Below are 17428 nucleotides of genomic sequence, written 5' to 3' on the forward strand. Positions count from 1 at the left end.
GTGCGGTCGCCCGGTTCGCTTGATGTTCCAGGACGAGGGGCGGTTTGGCCTGCTCGGCTCGCCACGGCGATGTTGGGGTCGTGCCCGGATAAGGGTAAAATTGGGTCATAAGCCTCAAACAAGGCTTACGCGTCTCACTTCTTGCCCTGTTTCTTCCGAGGCGTTGCTGGCGACTTCCGTTCGTCCAGCAGCGTACTGATACGCGACTCGGCGGTGATAGCCCGAGTTTCGAGCGACTGCATCGCCGTTCCCAAACCTTCCAATTGCCCGCGAGCTGCGGCCAGTTCGATGGCCATGCGATCGCGATCCGCGACAGCCGCGGCCAATGCCCCCAAGCGGGTATCACGCTCGGCCAGTTCACGACGGTGATGTCCTGCTTCGGTGCGCAGCTCCGCCAAACTGGCTTGTTGTCGCTCCAGTCGTTCTCGCGTTTTGACCATCTGCTGTTCTGCGCGCCGCTGGCCTTCGCGAGCTGTATCGATCTCCTGCAGCATGCGGGCTTGGGCGGCCTCCAGCCGCTCGTTCGCTGTATCACGTTCGACCTGAAAAGCCGCATCCCGGCTCGCAATCACGGCTTGGAATTCTTCGGCCTGGTCAGTTTGCGCTTGACGGATGCGTTCGATCTGTTCGGCGGTGTCGGTCTGGAGTGCGATGAGTTTCTGCTGCAGTGCCTGGCCATCCTGAAGCGCTTGATTCTTCGCGGTGGCCTCGAACTCCACTCGCGTTTGCAGCGTGGTGATCTGCTGTCGAAGTGTTTCGCACTGTTCGGTCAGTGTCGTTGAGGTCGCCAATGCGTCGTCGCGCGCCTGCGTAACCGTAGCGTGCTGCTGCTCCGCATCTGCCACGGCAGCTTCCAAAGTGCTCCGCTGTTCGGCGAACACCACCTCGCCCTGTTCGACGGCCACCACCCACAGGGCACGCATGGCGTCGGCCACAGCAGCCGGGAGATCAGCACCGAGCGCATCGGCCTTCGTACGTTCGTCCTTCCACTGCTTCAGCTCGTCATTGATCGTCGTACGGCTGCCTTGCTGGATGACGGCGTAGATCTGGTCGACGGTGATTTCGTGCGGCCGCTTCGCACCGGCAACGAGTTGGGCGGCGGCTTCACGGGTACGCTGACGGGTATCGCTGACACGGCTCATGGCAAATTCCCAGTCGCTCGGAGGGTCAATTTCGAAGGATAAGAGAATGTATATCATAGTATTACGTTATATACGTAATGATTAAATCAAGAAATTTACGATAACTCCTATAATCGAAAGTCTTTTGGCAGTACGCTGTGTTTTCCGTGGCGTCGGACATCGGAAAGCATGACTGAGCCTGCAGTGACCCTTTTGGCGTTGCCCCAAGCCTTGCCGCCCGCCCTGTCGGGAGGTGTCGGCACCAACCGCGCACCGGCCAGTGTGGCGCGGCAGATCGCCGCCAACGACGACGTGGCCGCGATCGGCCTGTGGCTGGCGGAATATCACGACTCGCCGCATACCTTCCGCAGCTACCGCAAGGAGGCCGAGCGATTGCTGCTTTGGGCCACCCAAGTGCGTGGCAAGCCGGTGTCCAGTCTCACCCGCGAGGATGTCATCGCCTATGAGGCGTTTCTTGCCCAGCCACCGGCGACCTGGTGCGACGCCGGTCTCGCCCGTCGCGGTGAGCATCGGCGACTGTTCATCGGGCCGCTGGCCGAGCGCAGTCGCCGGCAGGCCTTGGGCATCCTGGCGGGGCTGTTCAATTACCTCGTGCGCGCTGGCTATCTCGCGGGCAGTCCGTTTGTGCTGCAGCGCCGACGGGCACGCCGCGGCCCCCGCCGCACGATCGAACGCTACCTGGACCGTGCCCTCTGGGACCAGGTGCTACGCGTCGTCGACGGCTGGCCACAGACAACTGCGCGGGAACGGCAGCGCTACGAACGCGTTCGCTGGATCCTTCGCTTTCTCTATGAAACCGCCTTGCGGGCCGCCGAAGCCGCGGCCGCCAGCGAGGGCGATTTTCAGCCTATTCGTGGCCGGTGGTGGCTGCATACCGTGGGGAAAGGCGGCGTCGAGGGCACGATTCCCCTAAGCGACGGTCTCATGGAAGACTTTGCACGCTATCGGCGCTTCCATGGACTGCCGGCGTTGCCTTCGGGCGACGGCACAGCCCCGGCCATTCTGGGCATCGCCGGACGGTCTTCCCCGCTGACACCCACGGCGGTCTACCAGATCGTCAAGGACACCTTCCGGCGCGTGGCCGACGAGCTGCAAAAGCACGATGGTGCCCAAGCCGCGCGGGTGCGGCGGGCCTCGACCCATTGGCTGCGGCATACGGCCGCCACGCACCAGGCCGAGGACGGCACCCCGATCCACCACATCCAGCAGAATCTGCGTCACAGCTCCATTGGTACGACCTCGATCTATATTCATGCGGAAGAGGATGCGCGACATGCCAGCACCACGAAGCCACGCATCGAGCCATCGGTGTCCCACGGAGACGTGCCATGACTGACCCCGACGACCGCTTTGGCATGCCAGACAGTGCGTTCAAGGCCGCCCGGAAAAGCCACGGCGTGAATAGCCCGGTTTTTCGGGCGGGCATGTATGTCCCGACTCGGCAGGAAGTAGCTACCCTTTCTGCCGCCAAACTCCTCCCGATCGTGGTCGACTGGATGTGGGAAAGCCCGTCGGAGTTGATCCCGAACAACGACCAGATTTCGCAGCTTCGCGCGATACTTCTGGCGCGTACCGATGCCGGCGAACCCGAGGTACGCGAACTCATTGTGGCCTGTGAGGATTATTTAAAGGTGTAACCACATTGCCCGTAGCAAAGTGGACAATCGGCCGGAATTTCAACTTGCGTACACACAAATGGGCACACGCTCGACACTGTTGCGTTTGGCAACTCATCGTTGGGACAGCCATATGACTACTTCACGCAAATCACTACTTTCGACGCTTGGCTCTCTGGCGCTCGCATTGGCCCTCAGTGGCGTCGCCGTGGCCCAAGACAGCACGCCCACAAGCGGCATGGACAAGATGGGTGCGATGCACTCGGACATGAAGGGCATGCACGACAACATGATGGGCATGCACATGATGCCGGCGACGGTGACGGCGGCCGATACGAAGACCGGCGTGGTTGATGTGACGACTGAGGGCATGGCCTTGAAGGTGCATTTCCCACCGTCCGCCATGGCCAGCCTGAAGGCCGGCGACAAAATCACCTTGCATATGGGTTTCAGCAAGCCGTGAATCCCCTGAACCCACCTCCAGAGTTGAGGGTGTCAGGTCACACGGGTAAGCTCCCCCTATGACCTTCTCGCTACGTCTGCTTGCTCGTTCACGTCGCCTTCGGGCGATGGGCGTGTTGGCGTGGCTGATGCTGGTCATCAACTCATTGGCCGCTGCACCGATGGGCATGACGGGAGGTCCTCACTCCCATCCCATGCACGCAACGGTCGCGGCGGTCAGTGAACACTGTCACCACCATGTGGCCGTCAAGGCATCCCGATCCTGTTGCGACGATCAGGCCGGTTGCTGCGGTGGCATGACGGGACACACCTGCAATTGTGCCGCGATGTGCAGTACCACGTTGCCACCCGGACCAGCAGTTGCCCTGATCTCGACTGCGATCACCGCCCGCTACGCCTTGCCGCTGCCCAGCAGCGCGCCTTCGTTGAATACCGCCCCTCCGTTGCGACCACCGGCGGTCTGACTCTCCCTCGTTGCTAATGAGCTTTGCGTTCGATCGTCGCGTGTCGGCGATCGCAAGCAATCGGCTGTGATCGGTATCGGTAATGTTCGATATCACCTGCCTTGGAGAGATCCCATGAACTTGTTTTCCCCGCCCCCGGCGGATCTGTCGCGGCGTCGTTTCGTGCAAGGCGTGGCCATCGGCGGTGCCGTAGCCGGCCTGGGCCTGCTGCGTCCTTCGAATGCCTGGGCGCTGACCAGCCCCGGCCAGCCCACCGTGCTGAGCGGCACCGATTTCGCACTCGATATTGCCGAAACACCGGTCAACTACACCGGCGCCACGCGTCTGGCGACCACCGTCAATGGCGGCATCCCGGGTCCAATTCTGCGCTGGAAGGAAGGCACTACGGTGAACCTTCGAGTGACCAACCGGTTACGCGTGCCGACCTCGATCCATTGGCACGGCATCATCCTGCCGTTCCAGGAAGATGGGGTGCCGGGTATCAGCTTCGACGGCATCGCTCCCGGCGAAACCTTTCTCTACCAGTTCAAGGTGCGCCAGAGCGGTACCTATTGGTACCACTCGCACTCGGGCTTCCAGGAACAGACGGGTTTGTATGGCCCGTTGGTGATCGAACCGGCCAGCCCGGATCGCCATCCGACCGATCGCGATTACGTGGTGATGCTCAACGACTGGACCGATGAAAATCCCGAGCGCATCTACGCCAAGCTAAAGAAGCAGAGCGACTACTACAACTTCGCCCAGCCCACGGTGCCGGATTTCTTTCGCGATGTGCGCGAGAAGGGGCTGGGCCAGGCCTTGGCCATGCGCAAGATGTGGAACGAGATGCGCATGAACCCGACCGATTTCGGCGACGTCTCCGGCTACACCTACACCTACCTGATGAACGGTGCGGCGCCGGCGGGCAACTGGACCGGCATCTTCAAACCCGGCGAGAAGATCCGGTTGCGCTTCATCAACGGATCGGCGCAGACGATCTTCGACGTGCGCATTCCGGGCCTGAAGATGACGGTGATCTCGGCCGATGGCCAGGACGTCGAGCCGGTGTCGGTCGACGAATTTCGCATCTCGGTGGCCGAAACCTACGACGTGATGGTCGAGCCGCAGGACGAGCGCGCGTACACGCTGTTCGCCCAGTCGATCGATCGCAGCGGCTACGCTCGCGGCACGCTGGCGCCGCGCGCCGGCATGGAAGCAGACGTGCCCAAGCCCGATCCCATTCAGTGGCTGGCCATGCAGGACATGATGGGTGCGATGGCGATGGGTGATGCCGGTCACGGGAACATGCAAGGCATGTCGGGCATGAGCGGCATGCAGGGCATGCAGGGCATGGCCGGCATGGATCACGGTGCGATGCCGGGCATGGCACCTGCGCCAGCGCCTGTGGTGCGCCACGCCCGCACCGAATACGGCCCCGGCGTGGACATGCATGTGGACATGCCGCGTACCAACCTCGACGACCCGGGCATCGGCCTGCGCGACAACGGTCGACGCGTGCTGACCTACGCCGACCTGCACACCATCGGCGGACCGATCGACGCGCGCGAACCCAGCCGGGAGATCGAGCTGCACTTGACCGGCAATATGGATCGCTTCATCTGGTCGTTCGATGGCGTGAAGTTTTCCGACGCCAAGCCGGTGCATTTCAACAGCGGCGAACGGCTGCGCATCGTGCTGGTCAACGACACCATGATGAACCATCCGATCCACCTGCACGGCATGTGGAGCGAGCTGGAGAATCCCGAAGGCCAGTTCCAGGTACGCAAGCACACCATCAACGTGCAGCCGGCGCAGCGCATCACCTATGCGGTGTCGGCCGACAACCCCGGTCGGTGGGCCTACCACTGCCACCTGCTGTATCACATGGAAGCGGGCATGTTCCGCGAAGTGGTGGTGTCATGAAAATGAATCGCCGCAGCACCTCAGTCGTCCCGCTGCGTTCCGCGTTGCTGGCCGCAATATTGCTGGCGTTGCCACCGGTGGTCACGGCGCAGAGTGCACCCGCGTCCAGCAGCACATCGTCGATGGACATGAGCTCCATGCCAGGCATGGATCACGGCAGCATGTCCGGTATGGCCATGCCGGCTGCTGCGAGCAGCACGGCGAAGCCGGCAACGAAACCGCCTGCCAAGAAAGCCAGGAAGAAACCCGTCGCAGCCCCGCCGACGCCGGCTTCCCACAACATGGATGGCATGAAGGGCATGGATCACAGCAGCATGCCTGGCATGGATCACCGCGCGATGTCGGACATGCCCACGCCCGCCAAACCTGCCGCATCGGCAGCACCCGCCGGCGACATGTCGGGGATGGATCACTCGTCGATGCCCGGCATGAGCCCGGAAGCGATGCAGGGGATGGACCACAGCGGCATGGCCGGTATGGATCACGGCGCGATGCCGAAGAAGGATCAAGGCGACATGACCGGCATGGGTGCGATGCCGGGCATGACGATGGGCCCGATGCAGGGCGGGAGTCCGCCAGCGAATGCGCGCAGCTCCGACTACTCCGACGGCGTCGGCTACGGCTCCATGAAAGGCATGGACATGGCCGACAACGCACCGCTGGGCAGGCTGTTGATCGACCAGTTGGAAGCCTTCCACGGCCGCGATGCCAACGGCCAGAGTTGGGAAGCCGAAGGCTGGTACGGCAACGACGAGAACAAGCTGTGGGTACGCACTGAAGGCGAGCGCAGCCGCGGCAAGCTGGAAGACGGCGACCTCGAAGCGTTTTGGAACCACAACATCGCCACGTTCTGGAGCACTCAGCTCGGCGGTCGCCAGGACGTGGGCGAAGGCCCCAAGCGCACGTGGGCGGCCTTTGGCGTGCAGGGCCTGGCACCGTACTGGTTCGAGGTGGAAGCGACGGGTTACGTCGGGGCTTCCGGTCGTACAGCCGCGCGTCTGCGCGCCGAATACGAAATGCTCTTCACCCAGCGCCTGATCCTGCAGCCGGAAGCGGAGATCAACCTGTACGGCAAGAACGATCCGCAACGCCGGATCGGTAGCGGCGTGTCCGACATTCAGTTCGGCTTGCGTCTGCGCTACGAGATCCGTCGTCAGTTCGCGCCGTACATCGGCGTGAACTGGGTGCGTCGCATCGGCACCACCGCCGACTACGCGCGGCAGGATCATCAACCCGTTCTCGACCGGCAGATCGTGGCCGGCGTTCGCATCTGGTTTTAAGGGGAAACATCATGAAACAGCACATCAAGCATCACAGCATCACCGTCGCCGTTGTTCTTGGCGTCCTTGCCATCGGTGCAGGCGCGTTCGTGTACTCCGGCATCTACAACATCGGCGCCGACGACCATCACACCAAGCCGGTGTTCGCGGTCATGCAGACCCTGCGCGAGCGCTCCATTCATGTCCGCTCGGAAGACCTCACGGTTCCGGATCTCAACGATCCCCAGCTGATCCTGAAAGGGGCCGGCCAGTACGCGGCTATGTGTACCCAGTGCCACCTCAAGCCGGGCATGAAGGACTCGGAGCTTCGCCCCGGACTGTACCCGCAGCCACCGAATCTGTCACAGACGCGGGTCGATCCGAAGGACGCGTTCTGGATCATCAAGCACGGCATCAAGATGAGCGCGATGCCGGCATGGGGTGGCAGTCACGACGATCCCACCATCTGGAGCATGGTCGCGTTCCTGCAGAAGCTGCCGGCCATGACGCCGGAGCAATACAAGGACATGGTGGCGAAGGCGCCGCCGGATGAAGACATGGACATGGGCGACGAAGGCGGCCATAGCCACGGTGGGGCTGCTGACGAGGACGCTCACGGTGCTGCCGACATGAAAGACATGGTCATGTCCGGCGAGGCCGGTCACAGCCATGGCGCCGCTCCAGAGGATAGCCATGATCATGCGTCGACCACCGCGCCTGCAGCCGAAACCCCGCTGTCGCTGGATGGAATGAAGCCAAAGGCGGCACCAGAGGCCGAAGCTGTGGCACAGGCGTTCCACACGGCCTTGCAGCATGGCGATCGAACGGCGGTGCTTGCCCTGCTGGCACCTGATGTCACCATCAGCGAAGGCGGGCATACCCAGACGCGTGACGACTACGCGAACGGCCATCTCGGCGAGGACATCGCGTTCCTGAAGAGCGCGAGGATCACACCCGTCTCGCTCGGTTCGATGCCGATGGGCGACACCGCGATGGTCGGCAGCGAGAGCGACATCCAAGCCATGGTCAAGGGCAAGCCGACCATGTTGCGCAGCCGCGAACTGCTCAATCTCAAGAAGGACGGCAAAGACTGGAAGATCGTCTCGATCCAGTGGCAATCCGCACCGGTATCGGGAGAATGACCGTGAAGCGAATGAGCATCTCAGCCATGAATGCAAGAAACGTTTTGTTCGCAGCCATCTCCGTTGTTTCCTTCAGCGCGCTTGGTGCCTGCACCTACCCCGTCGATGCGCAGTCCAGCCAGCCATCCTCCGCGACAATCCATGCCGCAACAGCAAGCTCACCGGCCGCATCGCTTCCAGTCATGCTGGTGCACAAAAGCGCTACGTGTGGATGTTGCGGCGCGTGGGTCGACCATATGCGTGCCGCGGGCTTCAACGTCGACGTGCGCGATGTCGACGACCTCGATTCGGTGAAGAGTCAGGTCGGCATTCCGTTCGGCAAAGGGTCATGCCATACCGCCGAAGTGGGCGGCTATTTTGTCGAAGGCCATGTGCCGGCGCCGGACATCAAGCGGCTCCTGGCTGAAAAGCCCGATGCCAAGGGCCTCGTCGTGCCGGGCATGCCGGCCGGTTCGCCGGGCATGGAGATGCCCGATGGCCGCGTCCAGCCTTACGTGGTTGAGCTGGTCGGCCGCGACGGCACGACGTCCGACTTCGCCCGCCACGGACACTGACACGTCGATCAACGTCAAGCCATTGCCATCGTCATGGGAGGATGCATGAACACCCATCATCACCACACGGGCGCCGACAACCACGGACGTCACACCCAACCCGGCGCAGTGACAACCGCGATCGATCCGGTTTGTGGCATGCAGGTCGATCCACACCAGACCGCCCATCACGCCGAACATGATGGAGTAACGCATCATTTTTGTTCGGCGCGCTGCCTGGAAAGTTTCACGAGGGATCCGGCCAAATATCTGACCCGGCGACCCGATGGTGCCCCCGTGCAGGCACCGACGGGAACGATGTATGTCTGTCCGATGCATCCGCAAGTGCGCCAGGACGGTCCCGGCATCTGCCCGATCTGCGGCATGGCACTGGAGCCGGAAATGCCAGGACTGAACGATGAGGACCATCCCGAACTGCGTGATTTCAGCCACCGCTTCTGGTGGACCTTGCCGGCAACGCTGGTGGTGCTCGTACTGGCGATGTTCGGCCACCACTTCCCCCGATTGCCGGTGGACGCCCGGACCTGGATCGAGCTGGTACTGACCACGCCGGTGGTGTTGTGGGCAGGCTGGCCCTTCTTCGTTCGATGCGTGCAGTCGGTCCGCAACCTCAGTCCCAACATGTGGACCCTGATCGGCATCGGCGTCGGCGCGGCGTTCGGCTACAGCATCGTCGCCACCCTTGTACCGGACCTGTTCCCGGAGTCATTCCACGAACACGGCCGCGTGGGCGTCTACTTCGAAGCCGCCGCGGTGATCGTCTCGCTGACCTTGCTCGGCCAGCTACTCGAACTGCGTGCCCGCTCGAAGACCTCGACTGCCCTGAAAGCCCTGCTAGGGCTGGCCCCCAAAACCGCACGCCGCCTGCGCGACGATGGCGGCGAGGAGGATGTCGAACTCAGCCGCGTTCACGTCGGTGATCGCCTGCGCGTACGCCCCGGCGAAAAGGTGCCGGTGGACGGCGAAGTCATCGAGGGACACTCCCATGTCGACGAGTCGATGCTGACCGGGGAGCCCGTCCCGGTCGAAAAGGCCATCGGCTCCAGCGTGATCGGCGCGACCCTCAACGGCACCGGCAGCCTGGTGATCCGGGCGGAGAAAGTCGGCTCGGCGACCGTGCTGTCGCAGATCGTGCAACTGGTCGCACAGGCGCAACGCTCGCGCGCACCGATGCAGCGCATGGCCGACAAGGTAGCTTTCTGGTTCGTGCTCGCGGTCCTCGCGATCGCCGTCGCGACCTTCTTCGTGTGGGGACTGTTCGGCCCGGACCCGTCGTGGACGTTCGCAGTGCTCAACGCGATCTCGGTCTTGATCATTGCCTGCCCTTGCGCGCTGGGATTGGCCACGCCGATGTCGATCATGGTGGCGACCGGCCGCGCCGCCGGGGAAGGCGTGTTGTTCCGTGATGCCGAGGCGATCGAGAACCTGCGCAAGATTGACACCCTGATCGTGGACAAGACGGGAACCTTGACCGAGGGACGTCCGGCGTTCCACACCGCGCTCGCGGCCGAAGGGTTCACCGAGCAGGAGGTGCTGCGCCTGGCGGCCAGCCTCGATCAGGGCAGCGAGCACCCACTGGCCGACGCGATCGTCGCGGAAGCCCGCCATCGTAACCTGACGCTAGAAACGCCGGAGAGCTTCGAGTCGTCCACCGGCATCGGGGTACGCGGCAAAGTGGGAGGCGCCATCCTGGCGATCGGCAATACCGCGCTGATGCACGAGGTCGGGGTCGATGCCTCCGTTCTTTCCATCCCGTCCGAAGAGCTGCGCCGGGCCGGTGCCAGCGTGATGTATCTGGCGGTCGATGGCGTCCTGGCCGGCCTGCTCGCGGTGGCCGATCCGATCAAGGCCACCACCGAAGATGCCATCGTGGCACTGCACGATGCGGGCCTGAACATCGTGATGGCCACCGGTGACGGCGTCACCACCGCCCATGCGGTCGCGCGTACCCTGGGCATCGACGAAGTACATGGCGAGGTCCGCCCGAAGGACAAAATCGAACTTGTACAACAGCTGCAAGCCGAGGGACACCGGGTCGCGATGGCTGGCGACGGGATCAACGACGCACCCGCGCTTGCCGGCGCCGATGTCGGCATCGCCATGGGCACCGGCACCGACGTGGCAATGTCGAGCGCGCAGGTGACGCTGGTGAAGGGCGACTTGCGCGGCATCGTGCGGGCACGGTCGATTTCCAACGACACCGTCGCCAACATGAAGCAGAACCTGGGCTTTGCGTTCCTCTACAACGCGCTGGGTGTACCGATTGCGGCCGGCGTGCTGTACCCCGTGACGGGCCTGTTGCTCAGCCCGATGATCGCCGCTTTGGCGATGAGCCTGAGCTCCGTGTCGGTGGTTGCCAACGCATTGCGACTGGGCCGAAAACGGCATGGCTGAGATGACCAACGCCGGCGAATGAAGCGAAGCGAATCCAGCGCGATGCCTTCGCCGGCACGCGGGAGTACGCCACCATGTGTTTCCTTCCTCACGCCCAGCACACCTTGGTATCGGGCTTGGCGACCACCCCGTTCTCCAGGAGGGCCGGGGTTGGCCGGCAAGAACAGCGAAGGAGACCGGGCCGACAATCTGTAGTTGATTCAGGTCAATGAAATTCTTGGTATTTTGGAGATATAGTGTTGCCTATGGCCCGTCCTTTCCGCATGCATCGCGCCACACGTCGCCGCCTTATCTGGCTGGTGACGCTGCTGCTGCTTTGGCAGCAGACGGCACTGGCTGCCTACGTTTGTCCGACGGTCCCCGAAGCGACACCGGCGGCTGCGCTGATGACTTCGATGTCGGGCATGGACGGCGGCTGTGCGCAGAATCAGGATGCCCCCGCCAGCCCGCTGTGCCAAAAGCATTGCACGCCCGATCACGCGACGCAGGTTGAAGCGCATACGACGGCGGTGCCATTAAGCGTGTTGCCGGCAATGCCATCGATGCTGATGGCGCCCGCCGTCGTTGCGCTGCCATCGAATCGCGCGCTCCAACGGGCCGGGCATCTGCGCGCGCCGCCACCTCCGCCCATGTTGTTGTTCTGCTCACTCCTGATCTGATCTGACACGTTGCGGCATTGACGTATGTGGCGTCGCGCCTGCATGGCGCGACGCAGATCGCAGACCAGCGGAGTATTCACCCATGTTGTCCCATCACTTTGCCCGGCGCCTGATGGTGCCGGGTCTGGCCGCGCTCCTGTGGGGAGCCTTGGCCACGGCGGCCGGTGCCATCGAGCCACCGCTGACGCTTGAGGCGGCCGTTCGGCAAGGCCTGGCGCGGGCGCCGCAACTTGAAGCGCGTACCGCCGATACGGCGGCAGCCCGCGAGGAAGGTGCGCGCGCCGGACAGTTGCCGGATCCCACCCTGACGCTCGGACTTTCCAATTTCCCCGTCACCAGCCCAGGGGCTTTCAGCCTGCGCTCGGACAGTATGACCATGCGCACCGTCGGCGTGATGCAGACGATTCCATCGCGAGCGGCGCGCGACGCCGAGCGCGGTTTGGCCGCTGCGCAGATTGACGCAGCCGAAGCCGATTACGTCGGCGCCGCGCAAACGGTGCGCGAACGCATTGCCGATGCGTGGATCGAGGTATGGGCCACACAACAGAAACGTGCGCTGCTGGGCGAGTTGCGCGGCGAAAGCGCATTAGCCGTGCTGATTGCGCAGGCGCGGCTGCGCGGTGGCGACGGCAGCGCCACCGACGCGCTGGCGGCGCGCACGGATGCGGCCACACTGGACAACCGACTGGAGGCCGTTGACGCCGATCTCGCCGCAGCACATACGGGGTTGCAGCGTTGGCTTGGTGAGGACGCGGCCACCGTGGCCGACACGCCTGATTTCCAGGTGCTGCCGGTAGCGCCTGCTCGACTTGAGCAAGCCATTGATCAGCAGGCACCCATGCAGGCGTGGCAAGCACGCGAACAGGTAGCTGAGGCCGCACTCGCCCAGGCACGGGCTGCCAAACACCCGGATTGAAACGTGTCGGTGGAGTATGGCCGGCGCGCGCCGTATCTCTCGGACATGGTGACCTTGCAGGTGGGTGTGAGCCTGCCGCTGTTCACCCGCAACCGGCAGGATCGGGGAATCAGCGCCAAGCAGGCGCAATGGGATGCAGTGCAGGCCGATCACGAAGATGCGCGTCGCGCCCAGCGCGAAGCGGTGGCGCGTGCGGTGGTGAATTGGCAGGGTTGGGGACGACAAGTCCAGCGCTATCAGGACACGTTGCTGCCACTCGCACGGGATCGTGCACGCACGGCGCTGGCCAGCTACCGCGGTGGTGGTGCGCTGCAGCCATGGCTCGATGCTCGTCGCGATGAAATCGAACAGCGGCTGGCCTACGCCGAGGCACTGGCGACCCATGCGCGCCTGTGGGCCGCGCTGGCCTATCTGCTACCCAATTCGGAGACGACGCCATGAAGCGCGCACACTTGAAACCTGCCCTGATGATTTTCGCCGGCGTCTTGCTCGCGGCGGTACTGCTGGTGGTTGGCTATCTCGGCGGTCGCCGGCATGCACCGTCGGCATCGGCGTCGACTGGCAACGCGGCATCAGCAACGGATGCCGGTGAGCGAAAAGTCCTGTACTGGTACGACACGATGGTGCCGCAGCAGCATTTCGACAAGCCGGGCCTGTCGCCGATGGGCATGCAGATGGTGCCCAAGTATGCCGATGATGGTGGACCCAAGGATGTCATCCAAATCGATCCCACCACCGTGCAAAACCTCGGCGTGCGCACGGCACTAGTCGAGCGGCGGGTGCTGGCTTCGGCCATCAGGGTGCCCGGTACGATTACCTGGGACTTGCGCCAGGCCAGCACGATCAGCGCGCGGGTTGATGCGGTAATCAGCAAGCTTGATGTGCGCGCGCCGTATACCGTGGTCGCTGCCGGCGCACCGCTGGCGCAGTTGCTGGCGCCGCAATGGAACAGTGCGTTGGCGGAATATCGCGCGCTGGAGCAGGCGCGGTCCGCCGACGCGCGCGAGCTGCGCTCCGCAGCGCGGCAACGGCTGCAGGTGTTGGGGCTGACAGCGGCGGATATTCAGTCGTCGCGTCATGGCGCGGATGCGGCGATCACACTGCACGCCCCGCAAGCGGGCGTCGTCACGACACTGGATGTGCGTGAAGGCCAGCGCGTCACTGCAGGCCAGACCCTGATGACCTTGAACGGTCTGTCCACCGTGTGGGTCGAGGCGGCACTCCCGCAGGCGGTGGCCGGCACGGTGCGCAGCGGCACGCCGGTGGGGGTCACGGTCGATGCCCTGCCGGGTCGGTCGTTCCACGGCACCGTGGAAACCTTGCTGTCGGACGTGGATGCGGTGACGCGCACCCAGCGCGCCCGCATCGTGCTCGACAATCCCGACGGTGCCTTGAGTCCGGGCATGTTCGCTACCGTGCAACTCAACCCGACTCCGGACGTGGCCGTACCGGTGGTACCGGACGACGCGCTGATCGCGACGGGCACCCACACGCGAGTCATTCTCGCCGAGGGAGATGGCCACTTTCGTGCCGTATCGGTGCGCATCGGGCGGGCGGCCGGCGGCTATACGGAAATTCTCGATGGCCTCGCGGGTGGTGAGAAAGTCGTGGTCTCCGGCCAGTTTCTGATCGATTCCGAAGCGAGCCTGTCCGGTGCGCTGGAGCGTCTGAATGACGCCCCCACCAAACCGGCGCCGGCCACGAGCGTGCCCATGCCGGGCATGCCGATGGGAGACCGACCATGATCGCCGCCCTGATTCGCGCGGCGATTGCGCATCGCGTGTTCGTGCTGTTGGCTGCACTGGCCTTGGCCCTGATGGGCATGTTCTCGGTGACGCGCACGCCGGTCGACGCGCTGCCCGACCTGTCTGACACCCAGGTGATCATCCGCACCAGTTACCCGGGCCAATCGCCGCAGGTGGTCGAGGATCAGGTCACCTATCCATTGGCCACCACCATGCTCTCGGTACCTGGCGCGACGACGGTGCGCGCCTTTTCGTTCTTCGGCGACTCCTACGTCGATGTGTTGTTCGATGACAGCACTGACTTGTACTGGGCACGTTCGCGTGTGCTGGAGTACCTGAGCCAGGCGCGGGATCGCCTGCCGGCCGGAGTCACGCCTGCCCTCGGCCCTGATGCCACGGGACTCGGCTGGATCTACGAATACGCGCTGGTGGATCGTACCGGTCAGCACGATCTTGGCCAGTTGCGTGCGCTACAGGACTGGTTCCTGCGCTATCAGCTCAAAACCGTGCCGAATGTCGCCGAGGTCGCCACTTTGGGCGGCATGGAGCGCGCCTGGCAGATCGTGCCCGATCCGCAGGCGCTGGCGGCGCGCGGCGTCACCGTGGCGCAGCTGGTCGATGCGGTACGCAGCGCGAACGGCGCCAACGGTGGCTCGGTGATCGAACAGGGCGAAGCGGAACTGATGGTACGCAGCGAAGGCTATCTGAAGAGCCGCGCGGACTTCGAGAACGTGCCGATCACCACCAACGCCGGCGGTGTGCCGGTGCTGCTGCGCGATGTGGCGACGGTGCGGCGGGGCCCGACGTTTCGCCGTGGCATTGCCGAGCTGGACGGGCAAGGTGAAGTGGTCGGCGGCATTATCGTGATGCGCACGGGCAAGAACGCGAAGGCCACCATTGCCGCCGTGAAAGCACGGCTAGCGGAACTGCAGCGCAGCCTGCCGGCCGGCGTCGAGATCGTGCCTACCTACGACCGCTCGCAGCTGATCGACGCCGCGGTGGAGAACCTGTGGAGCAAGTTGTTCGAAGAATTCCTGGTGGTGACGCTGGTCTGCGTGTTGTTTCTGGGGCACCTGCGCTCGGCGCTGGTGGCCGTGATCACGCTGCCGCTGGGCGTGTTGGTCGCCTTCATTGCACTGCATCTGCAAGGCGTCACGGCGAACCTGATGTCGCTCAGCGGTATCGCCATTGCGATCGGCGCGATGGTGGATGCGGCGATCGTGATGATCGAGAACGCGCACAAACATCTGGAACATTGGCGTGACGCGAACGACGGACGTGAACCGCAAGGTGCGCAGCGGTGGTCGCTGATTGCCGAGGCCGCCGCCGAGGTGGGGCCCGCGTTGTTCGTCAGCCTGTTGATCATCGCGCTGTCGTTCGTGCCGGTCTTCGCGCTGCAGGGGCAAGAAGGCAAGCTGTTCAAGCCGCTGGCCTTCACCAAGACCTACGCGATGGCGGCAGCGGCTGGGCTGGCGGTGACGCTGGTGCCGGTGCTGATGGGTTATTTGATCCGCGGGCGCATCCGTGCCGAGCGCGACAATCCGCTCAACCGGGGTTTGATCCATGGCTATCGGCCTCTCCTCGAAGCCGTGCTGCGCTATCCGAAAGCAACCCTGGTGCTGGCCGGTGTGCTGCTGCTCACCGCGGTCATTCCGATGACCAAGCTCGGCAGCGAGTTCATGCCCGCGATGGACGAAGGCACATTGCTGTACATGCCCACTGCACTGCCGGGGCTGTCCGCCGGCAAGGCCTCGCAGTTGCTGCAGTTGACCGATCGCATGATCAAGACCGTGCCCGAGGTTGATCATGTGTTTGGCAAGGCCGGGCGCGCCGAAACGGCCACCGATCCGGCGCCGCTGGAAATGTTCGAGACCGCGATCACCTTCAAGCCGAAGGACCAGTGGCGGCCCGGCATGACGATGGACAAGATCAAGGCGGAACTGGACAAGGCGGTGCACGTGCCGGGGCTGACCAACCTGTTCGTGCCGCCGATCCGCAACCGCATCGACATGCTCTCCACCGGCATCAAGAGCCCAATCGGCATCAAGGTGCTGGGTACCGACCTGGCTACGCTGCAGACTGTGGCCGATCGGATCGAGACGGTGGCGAAGACCGTGCCCGGTGTCAGCTCAGCGATTGCCGAGCGCCCGACCAGCGGCCGCTACGTCGACGTGCACATCCGCCGTGATGTCGCCGCGCGCTACGGGTTGACCCAGGAGCGCGTGCAGCAACTGATCGCAACCGTGGTCGGTGGCGATCCAATCGGTCAGACCGTCGAAGGGCGCGAACGTTATCCCATCGTGGTGCGCTACCCGCGTGCCGAGCGCGATTCCATTGGAGCGCTGCGGCAGTTGCCGATCGTCGCAGCCAACGGTGCGCAGATTACACTTGGCCAGATCGCTGACATTGCCGTTGAAGCAGGACCGTCCATGCTGAAAAGCGAGGGCGGGCAGCTGGCCACGTATGTCTACGTCGATACGGCCGGCAGCGATTTGGGCACGGTGGTGGCCAACCTGCAACGCGCGGTGGCGCAGCAAGTCAAATTGCCGCCGGGTACGACCGTGGCGTGGTCCGGTCAGTTCGAATACCTGGCCAGTGCCATGGAAAGACTCAAGGTGGTGGTGCCGATTGCGCTGGTGATCATTTTTCTATTGATCTATGCCGTTTTCCGACGCGTGAGCGAAGCGGCGCTGATCATGGCCAGCGTGCCGCTGGCACTGGTCGGCGGTCTGTGGTTGATCTGGTTGCTTGGTCATGCGGTGTCGGTGGCCACGATCATCGGCTTCATCGCGCTGGCCGGAGTCGCCGCTGAATTCGGCGTGGTGATGCTGCTGTATCTGCACCATGCCTGGGAGCACCAACTTGCGCTCGATCCCCACGCCGGCCCAGAAGCGCTGGACGAAGCGATTCGCGAGGGTGCCGTGCAGCGCGTGCGCCCGAAGGCAATGACTGTCGCGGTCATTCTCGCCGGTCTGTTTCCCATCCTGCTCGGCCATGGCGCCGGCTCGGAAGTGATGCAGCGCATAGCCGCCCCGATGATCGGCGGCATGGTCACGGCACCCTTGCTATCCATGCTCGTTATACCCGCGGCGTACCGCCTGCTGGTTCGTTATCGGCTGCGTAAAGCCAGCAAGACAAACGCCACACTTCACTCCAACCCACAAGGAAACTGA

General features: G+C 63.9%; 14 protein-coding genes. 13 read left to right on the top strand and 1 reads right to left on the bottom strand.

What is annotated here, in order from left to right; translation table 11 throughout:
• Positions 1 to 134: 134 nt before the first annotated feature.
• Entirely contained in the window at positions 135 to 1142 is a 1008-nt protein-coding gene (locus AC3WTD_RS11675) for a DNA-binding protein (RefSeq protein ID WP_027485184.1), read from the bottom strand.
• 168 nt (positions 1143 to 1310) lie between these two features.
• Here AC3WTD_RS11675 and AC3WTD_RS11680 point away from each other — a divergent pair, with 168 nt between their 5' ends.
• From AC3WTD_RS11680 to AC3WTD_RS11740, 13 genes are all read left to right on the top strand, one after another.
• Entirely contained in the window at positions 1311 to 2474 is a 1164-nt protein-coding gene (locus tag AC3WTD_RS11680; RefSeq protein ID WP_027485185.1) for a tyrosine-type recombinase/integrase, read from the top strand.
• Complete coding sequence (locus AC3WTD_RS11685) at positions 2471 to 2779, top strand: hypothetical protein (RefSeq protein WP_027485186.1); 309 nt, start codon at positions 2471 to 2473, stop codon at positions 2777 to 2779. The genes AC3WTD_RS11680 and AC3WTD_RS11685 overlap by 4 nt, the downstream gene beginning before the upstream one ends.
• Positions 2780 to 2891: 112 nt before the next feature.
• On the top strand, positions 2892 to 3221 hold the full coding sequence (locus AC3WTD_RS11690) for a hypothetical protein (protein WP_027485187.1): 330 nt from the start codon (positions 2892 to 2894) through the stop codon (positions 3219 to 3221).
• A 577-nt stretch (positions 3222 to 3798) separates the two neighbouring features.
• On the top strand, positions 3799 to 5586 hold the full coding sequence (locus AC3WTD_RS11695) for a copper resistance system multicopper oxidase (protein WP_027485188.1): 1788 nt from the start codon (positions 3799 to 3801) through the stop codon (positions 5584 to 5586).
• Positions 5583 to 6866 carry a copper resistance protein B gene (locus AC3WTD_RS11700; RefSeq protein ID WP_027485189.1) on the top strand — a complete coding sequence of 428 codons (1284 nt, stop codon included), beginning with the start codon at positions 5583 to 5585 and terminating at the stop codon, positions 6864 to 6866. The genes AC3WTD_RS11695 and AC3WTD_RS11700 overlap by 4 nt, the downstream gene beginning before the upstream one ends.
• Positions 6867 to 6877: 11 nt before the next feature.
• Entirely contained in the window at positions 6878 to 7987 is a 1110-nt protein-coding gene (locus AC3WTD_RS11705; protein WP_027485190.1) for a c-type cytochrome, read from the top strand.
• A gap of 26 nt (positions 7988 to 8013) precedes the next feature.
• Complete coding sequence (locus AC3WTD_RS11710) at positions 8014 to 8541, top strand: DUF411 domain-containing protein (protein ID WP_395121386.1); 528 nt, start codon at positions 8014 to 8016, stop codon at positions 8539 to 8541.
• Between the two features lie 138 nt (positions 8542 to 8679).
• Positions 8680 to 10935, top strand: coding sequence for a heavy metal translocating P-type ATPase (locus tag AC3WTD_RS11715; protein ID WP_395121387.1), 2256 nt, complete (start codon positions 8680 to 8682; stop codon positions 10933 to 10935).
• Between the two features lie 245 nt (positions 10936 to 11180).
• On the top strand, positions 11181 to 11594 hold the full coding sequence (locus AC3WTD_RS11720; RefSeq protein ID WP_027485193.1) for a hypothetical protein: 414 nt from the start codon (positions 11181 to 11183) through the stop codon (positions 11592 to 11594).
• Between the two features lie 82 nt (positions 11595 to 11676).
• Complete coding sequence (locus tag AC3WTD_RS11725; protein ID WP_492613891.1) at positions 11677 to 12510, top strand: TolC family protein; 834 nt, start codon at positions 11677 to 11679, stop codon at positions 12508 to 12510.
• Positions 12511 to 12513: 3 nt separating this feature from the next.
• Positions 12514 to 12951 (top strand): TolC family protein, encoded by a 438-nt coding sequence (locus AC3WTD_RS11730; protein ID WP_492613892.1) that lies wholly within the window; start codon positions 12514 to 12516, stop codon positions 12949 to 12951.
• An 11-nt stretch (positions 12952 to 12962) separates the two neighbouring features.
• Positions 12963 to 14255 carry an efflux RND transporter periplasmic adaptor subunit gene (locus AC3WTD_RS11735; protein ID WP_027485195.1) on the top strand — a complete coding sequence of 431 codons (1293 nt, stop codon included), beginning with the start codon at positions 12963 to 12965 and terminating at the stop codon, positions 14253 to 14255.
• The gene (locus tag AC3WTD_RS11740; RefSeq protein WP_027485196.1) at positions 14252 to 17428 is read left to right on the top strand and encodes an efflux RND transporter permease subunit; all 3177 of its coding nucleotides are present in this window, start codon (positions 14252 to 14254) and stop codon (positions 17426 to 17428) included. Before AC3WTD_RS11735 ends, AC3WTD_RS11740 begins: the two co-directional genes overlap by 4 nt.

This window comes from Rhodanobacter sp. FW106-PBR-R2A-1-15 (assembly GCF_058789735.1).

Excerpts from the sequence above, each read along its gene's own strand:
- AC3WTD_RS11675 (WP_027485184.1), bottom strand. The coding sequence starts at position 1,142 with ATGAGCCGTGTCAGCGATACCCGTCAGCGTACCCGTGAAGCCGCCGCC.
- AC3WTD_RS11680 (WP_027485185.1), top strand. The coding sequence starts at position 1,311 with ATGACTGAGCCTGCAGTGACCCTTTTGGCGTTGCCCCAAGCCTTGCCG.
- AC3WTD_RS11685 (WP_027485186.1), top strand. The coding sequence starts at position 2,471 with ATGACTGACCCCGACGACCGCTTTGGCATGCCAGACAGTGCGTTCAAG.
- AC3WTD_RS11690 (WP_027485187.1), top strand. The coding sequence starts at position 2,892 with ATGACTACTTCACGCAAATCACTACTTTCGACGCTTGGCTCTCTGGCG.
- AC3WTD_RS11695 (WP_027485188.1), top strand. The coding sequence starts at position 3,799 with ATGAACTTGTTTTCCCCGCCCCCGGCGGATCTGTCGCGGCGTCGTTTC.
- AC3WTD_RS11700 (WP_027485189.1), top strand. The coding sequence starts at position 5,583 with ATGAAAATGAATCGCCGCAGCACCTCAGTCGTCCCGCTGCGTTCCGCG.
- AC3WTD_RS11705 (WP_027485190.1), top strand. The coding sequence starts at position 6,878 with ATGAAACAGCACATCAAGCATCACAGCATCACCGTCGCCGTTGTTCTT.
- AC3WTD_RS11710 (WP_395121386.1), top strand. The coding sequence starts at position 8,014 with ATGAATGCAAGAAACGTTTTGTTCGCAGCCATCTCCGTTGTTTCCTTC.
- AC3WTD_RS11715 (WP_395121387.1), top strand. The coding sequence starts at position 8,680 with ATGCAGGTCGATCCACACCAGACCGCCCATCACGCCGAACATGATGGA.
- AC3WTD_RS11720 (WP_027485193.1), top strand. The coding sequence starts at position 11,181 with ATGGCCCGTCCTTTCCGCATGCATCGCGCCACACGTCGCCGCCTTATC.
- AC3WTD_RS11725 (WP_492613891.1), top strand. The coding sequence starts at position 11,677 with ATGTTGTCCCATCACTTTGCCCGGCGCCTGATGGTGCCGGGTCTGGCC.
- AC3WTD_RS11740 (WP_027485196.1), top strand. The coding sequence starts at position 14,252 with ATGATCGCCGCCCTGATTCGCGCGGCGATTGCGCATCGCGTGTTCGTG.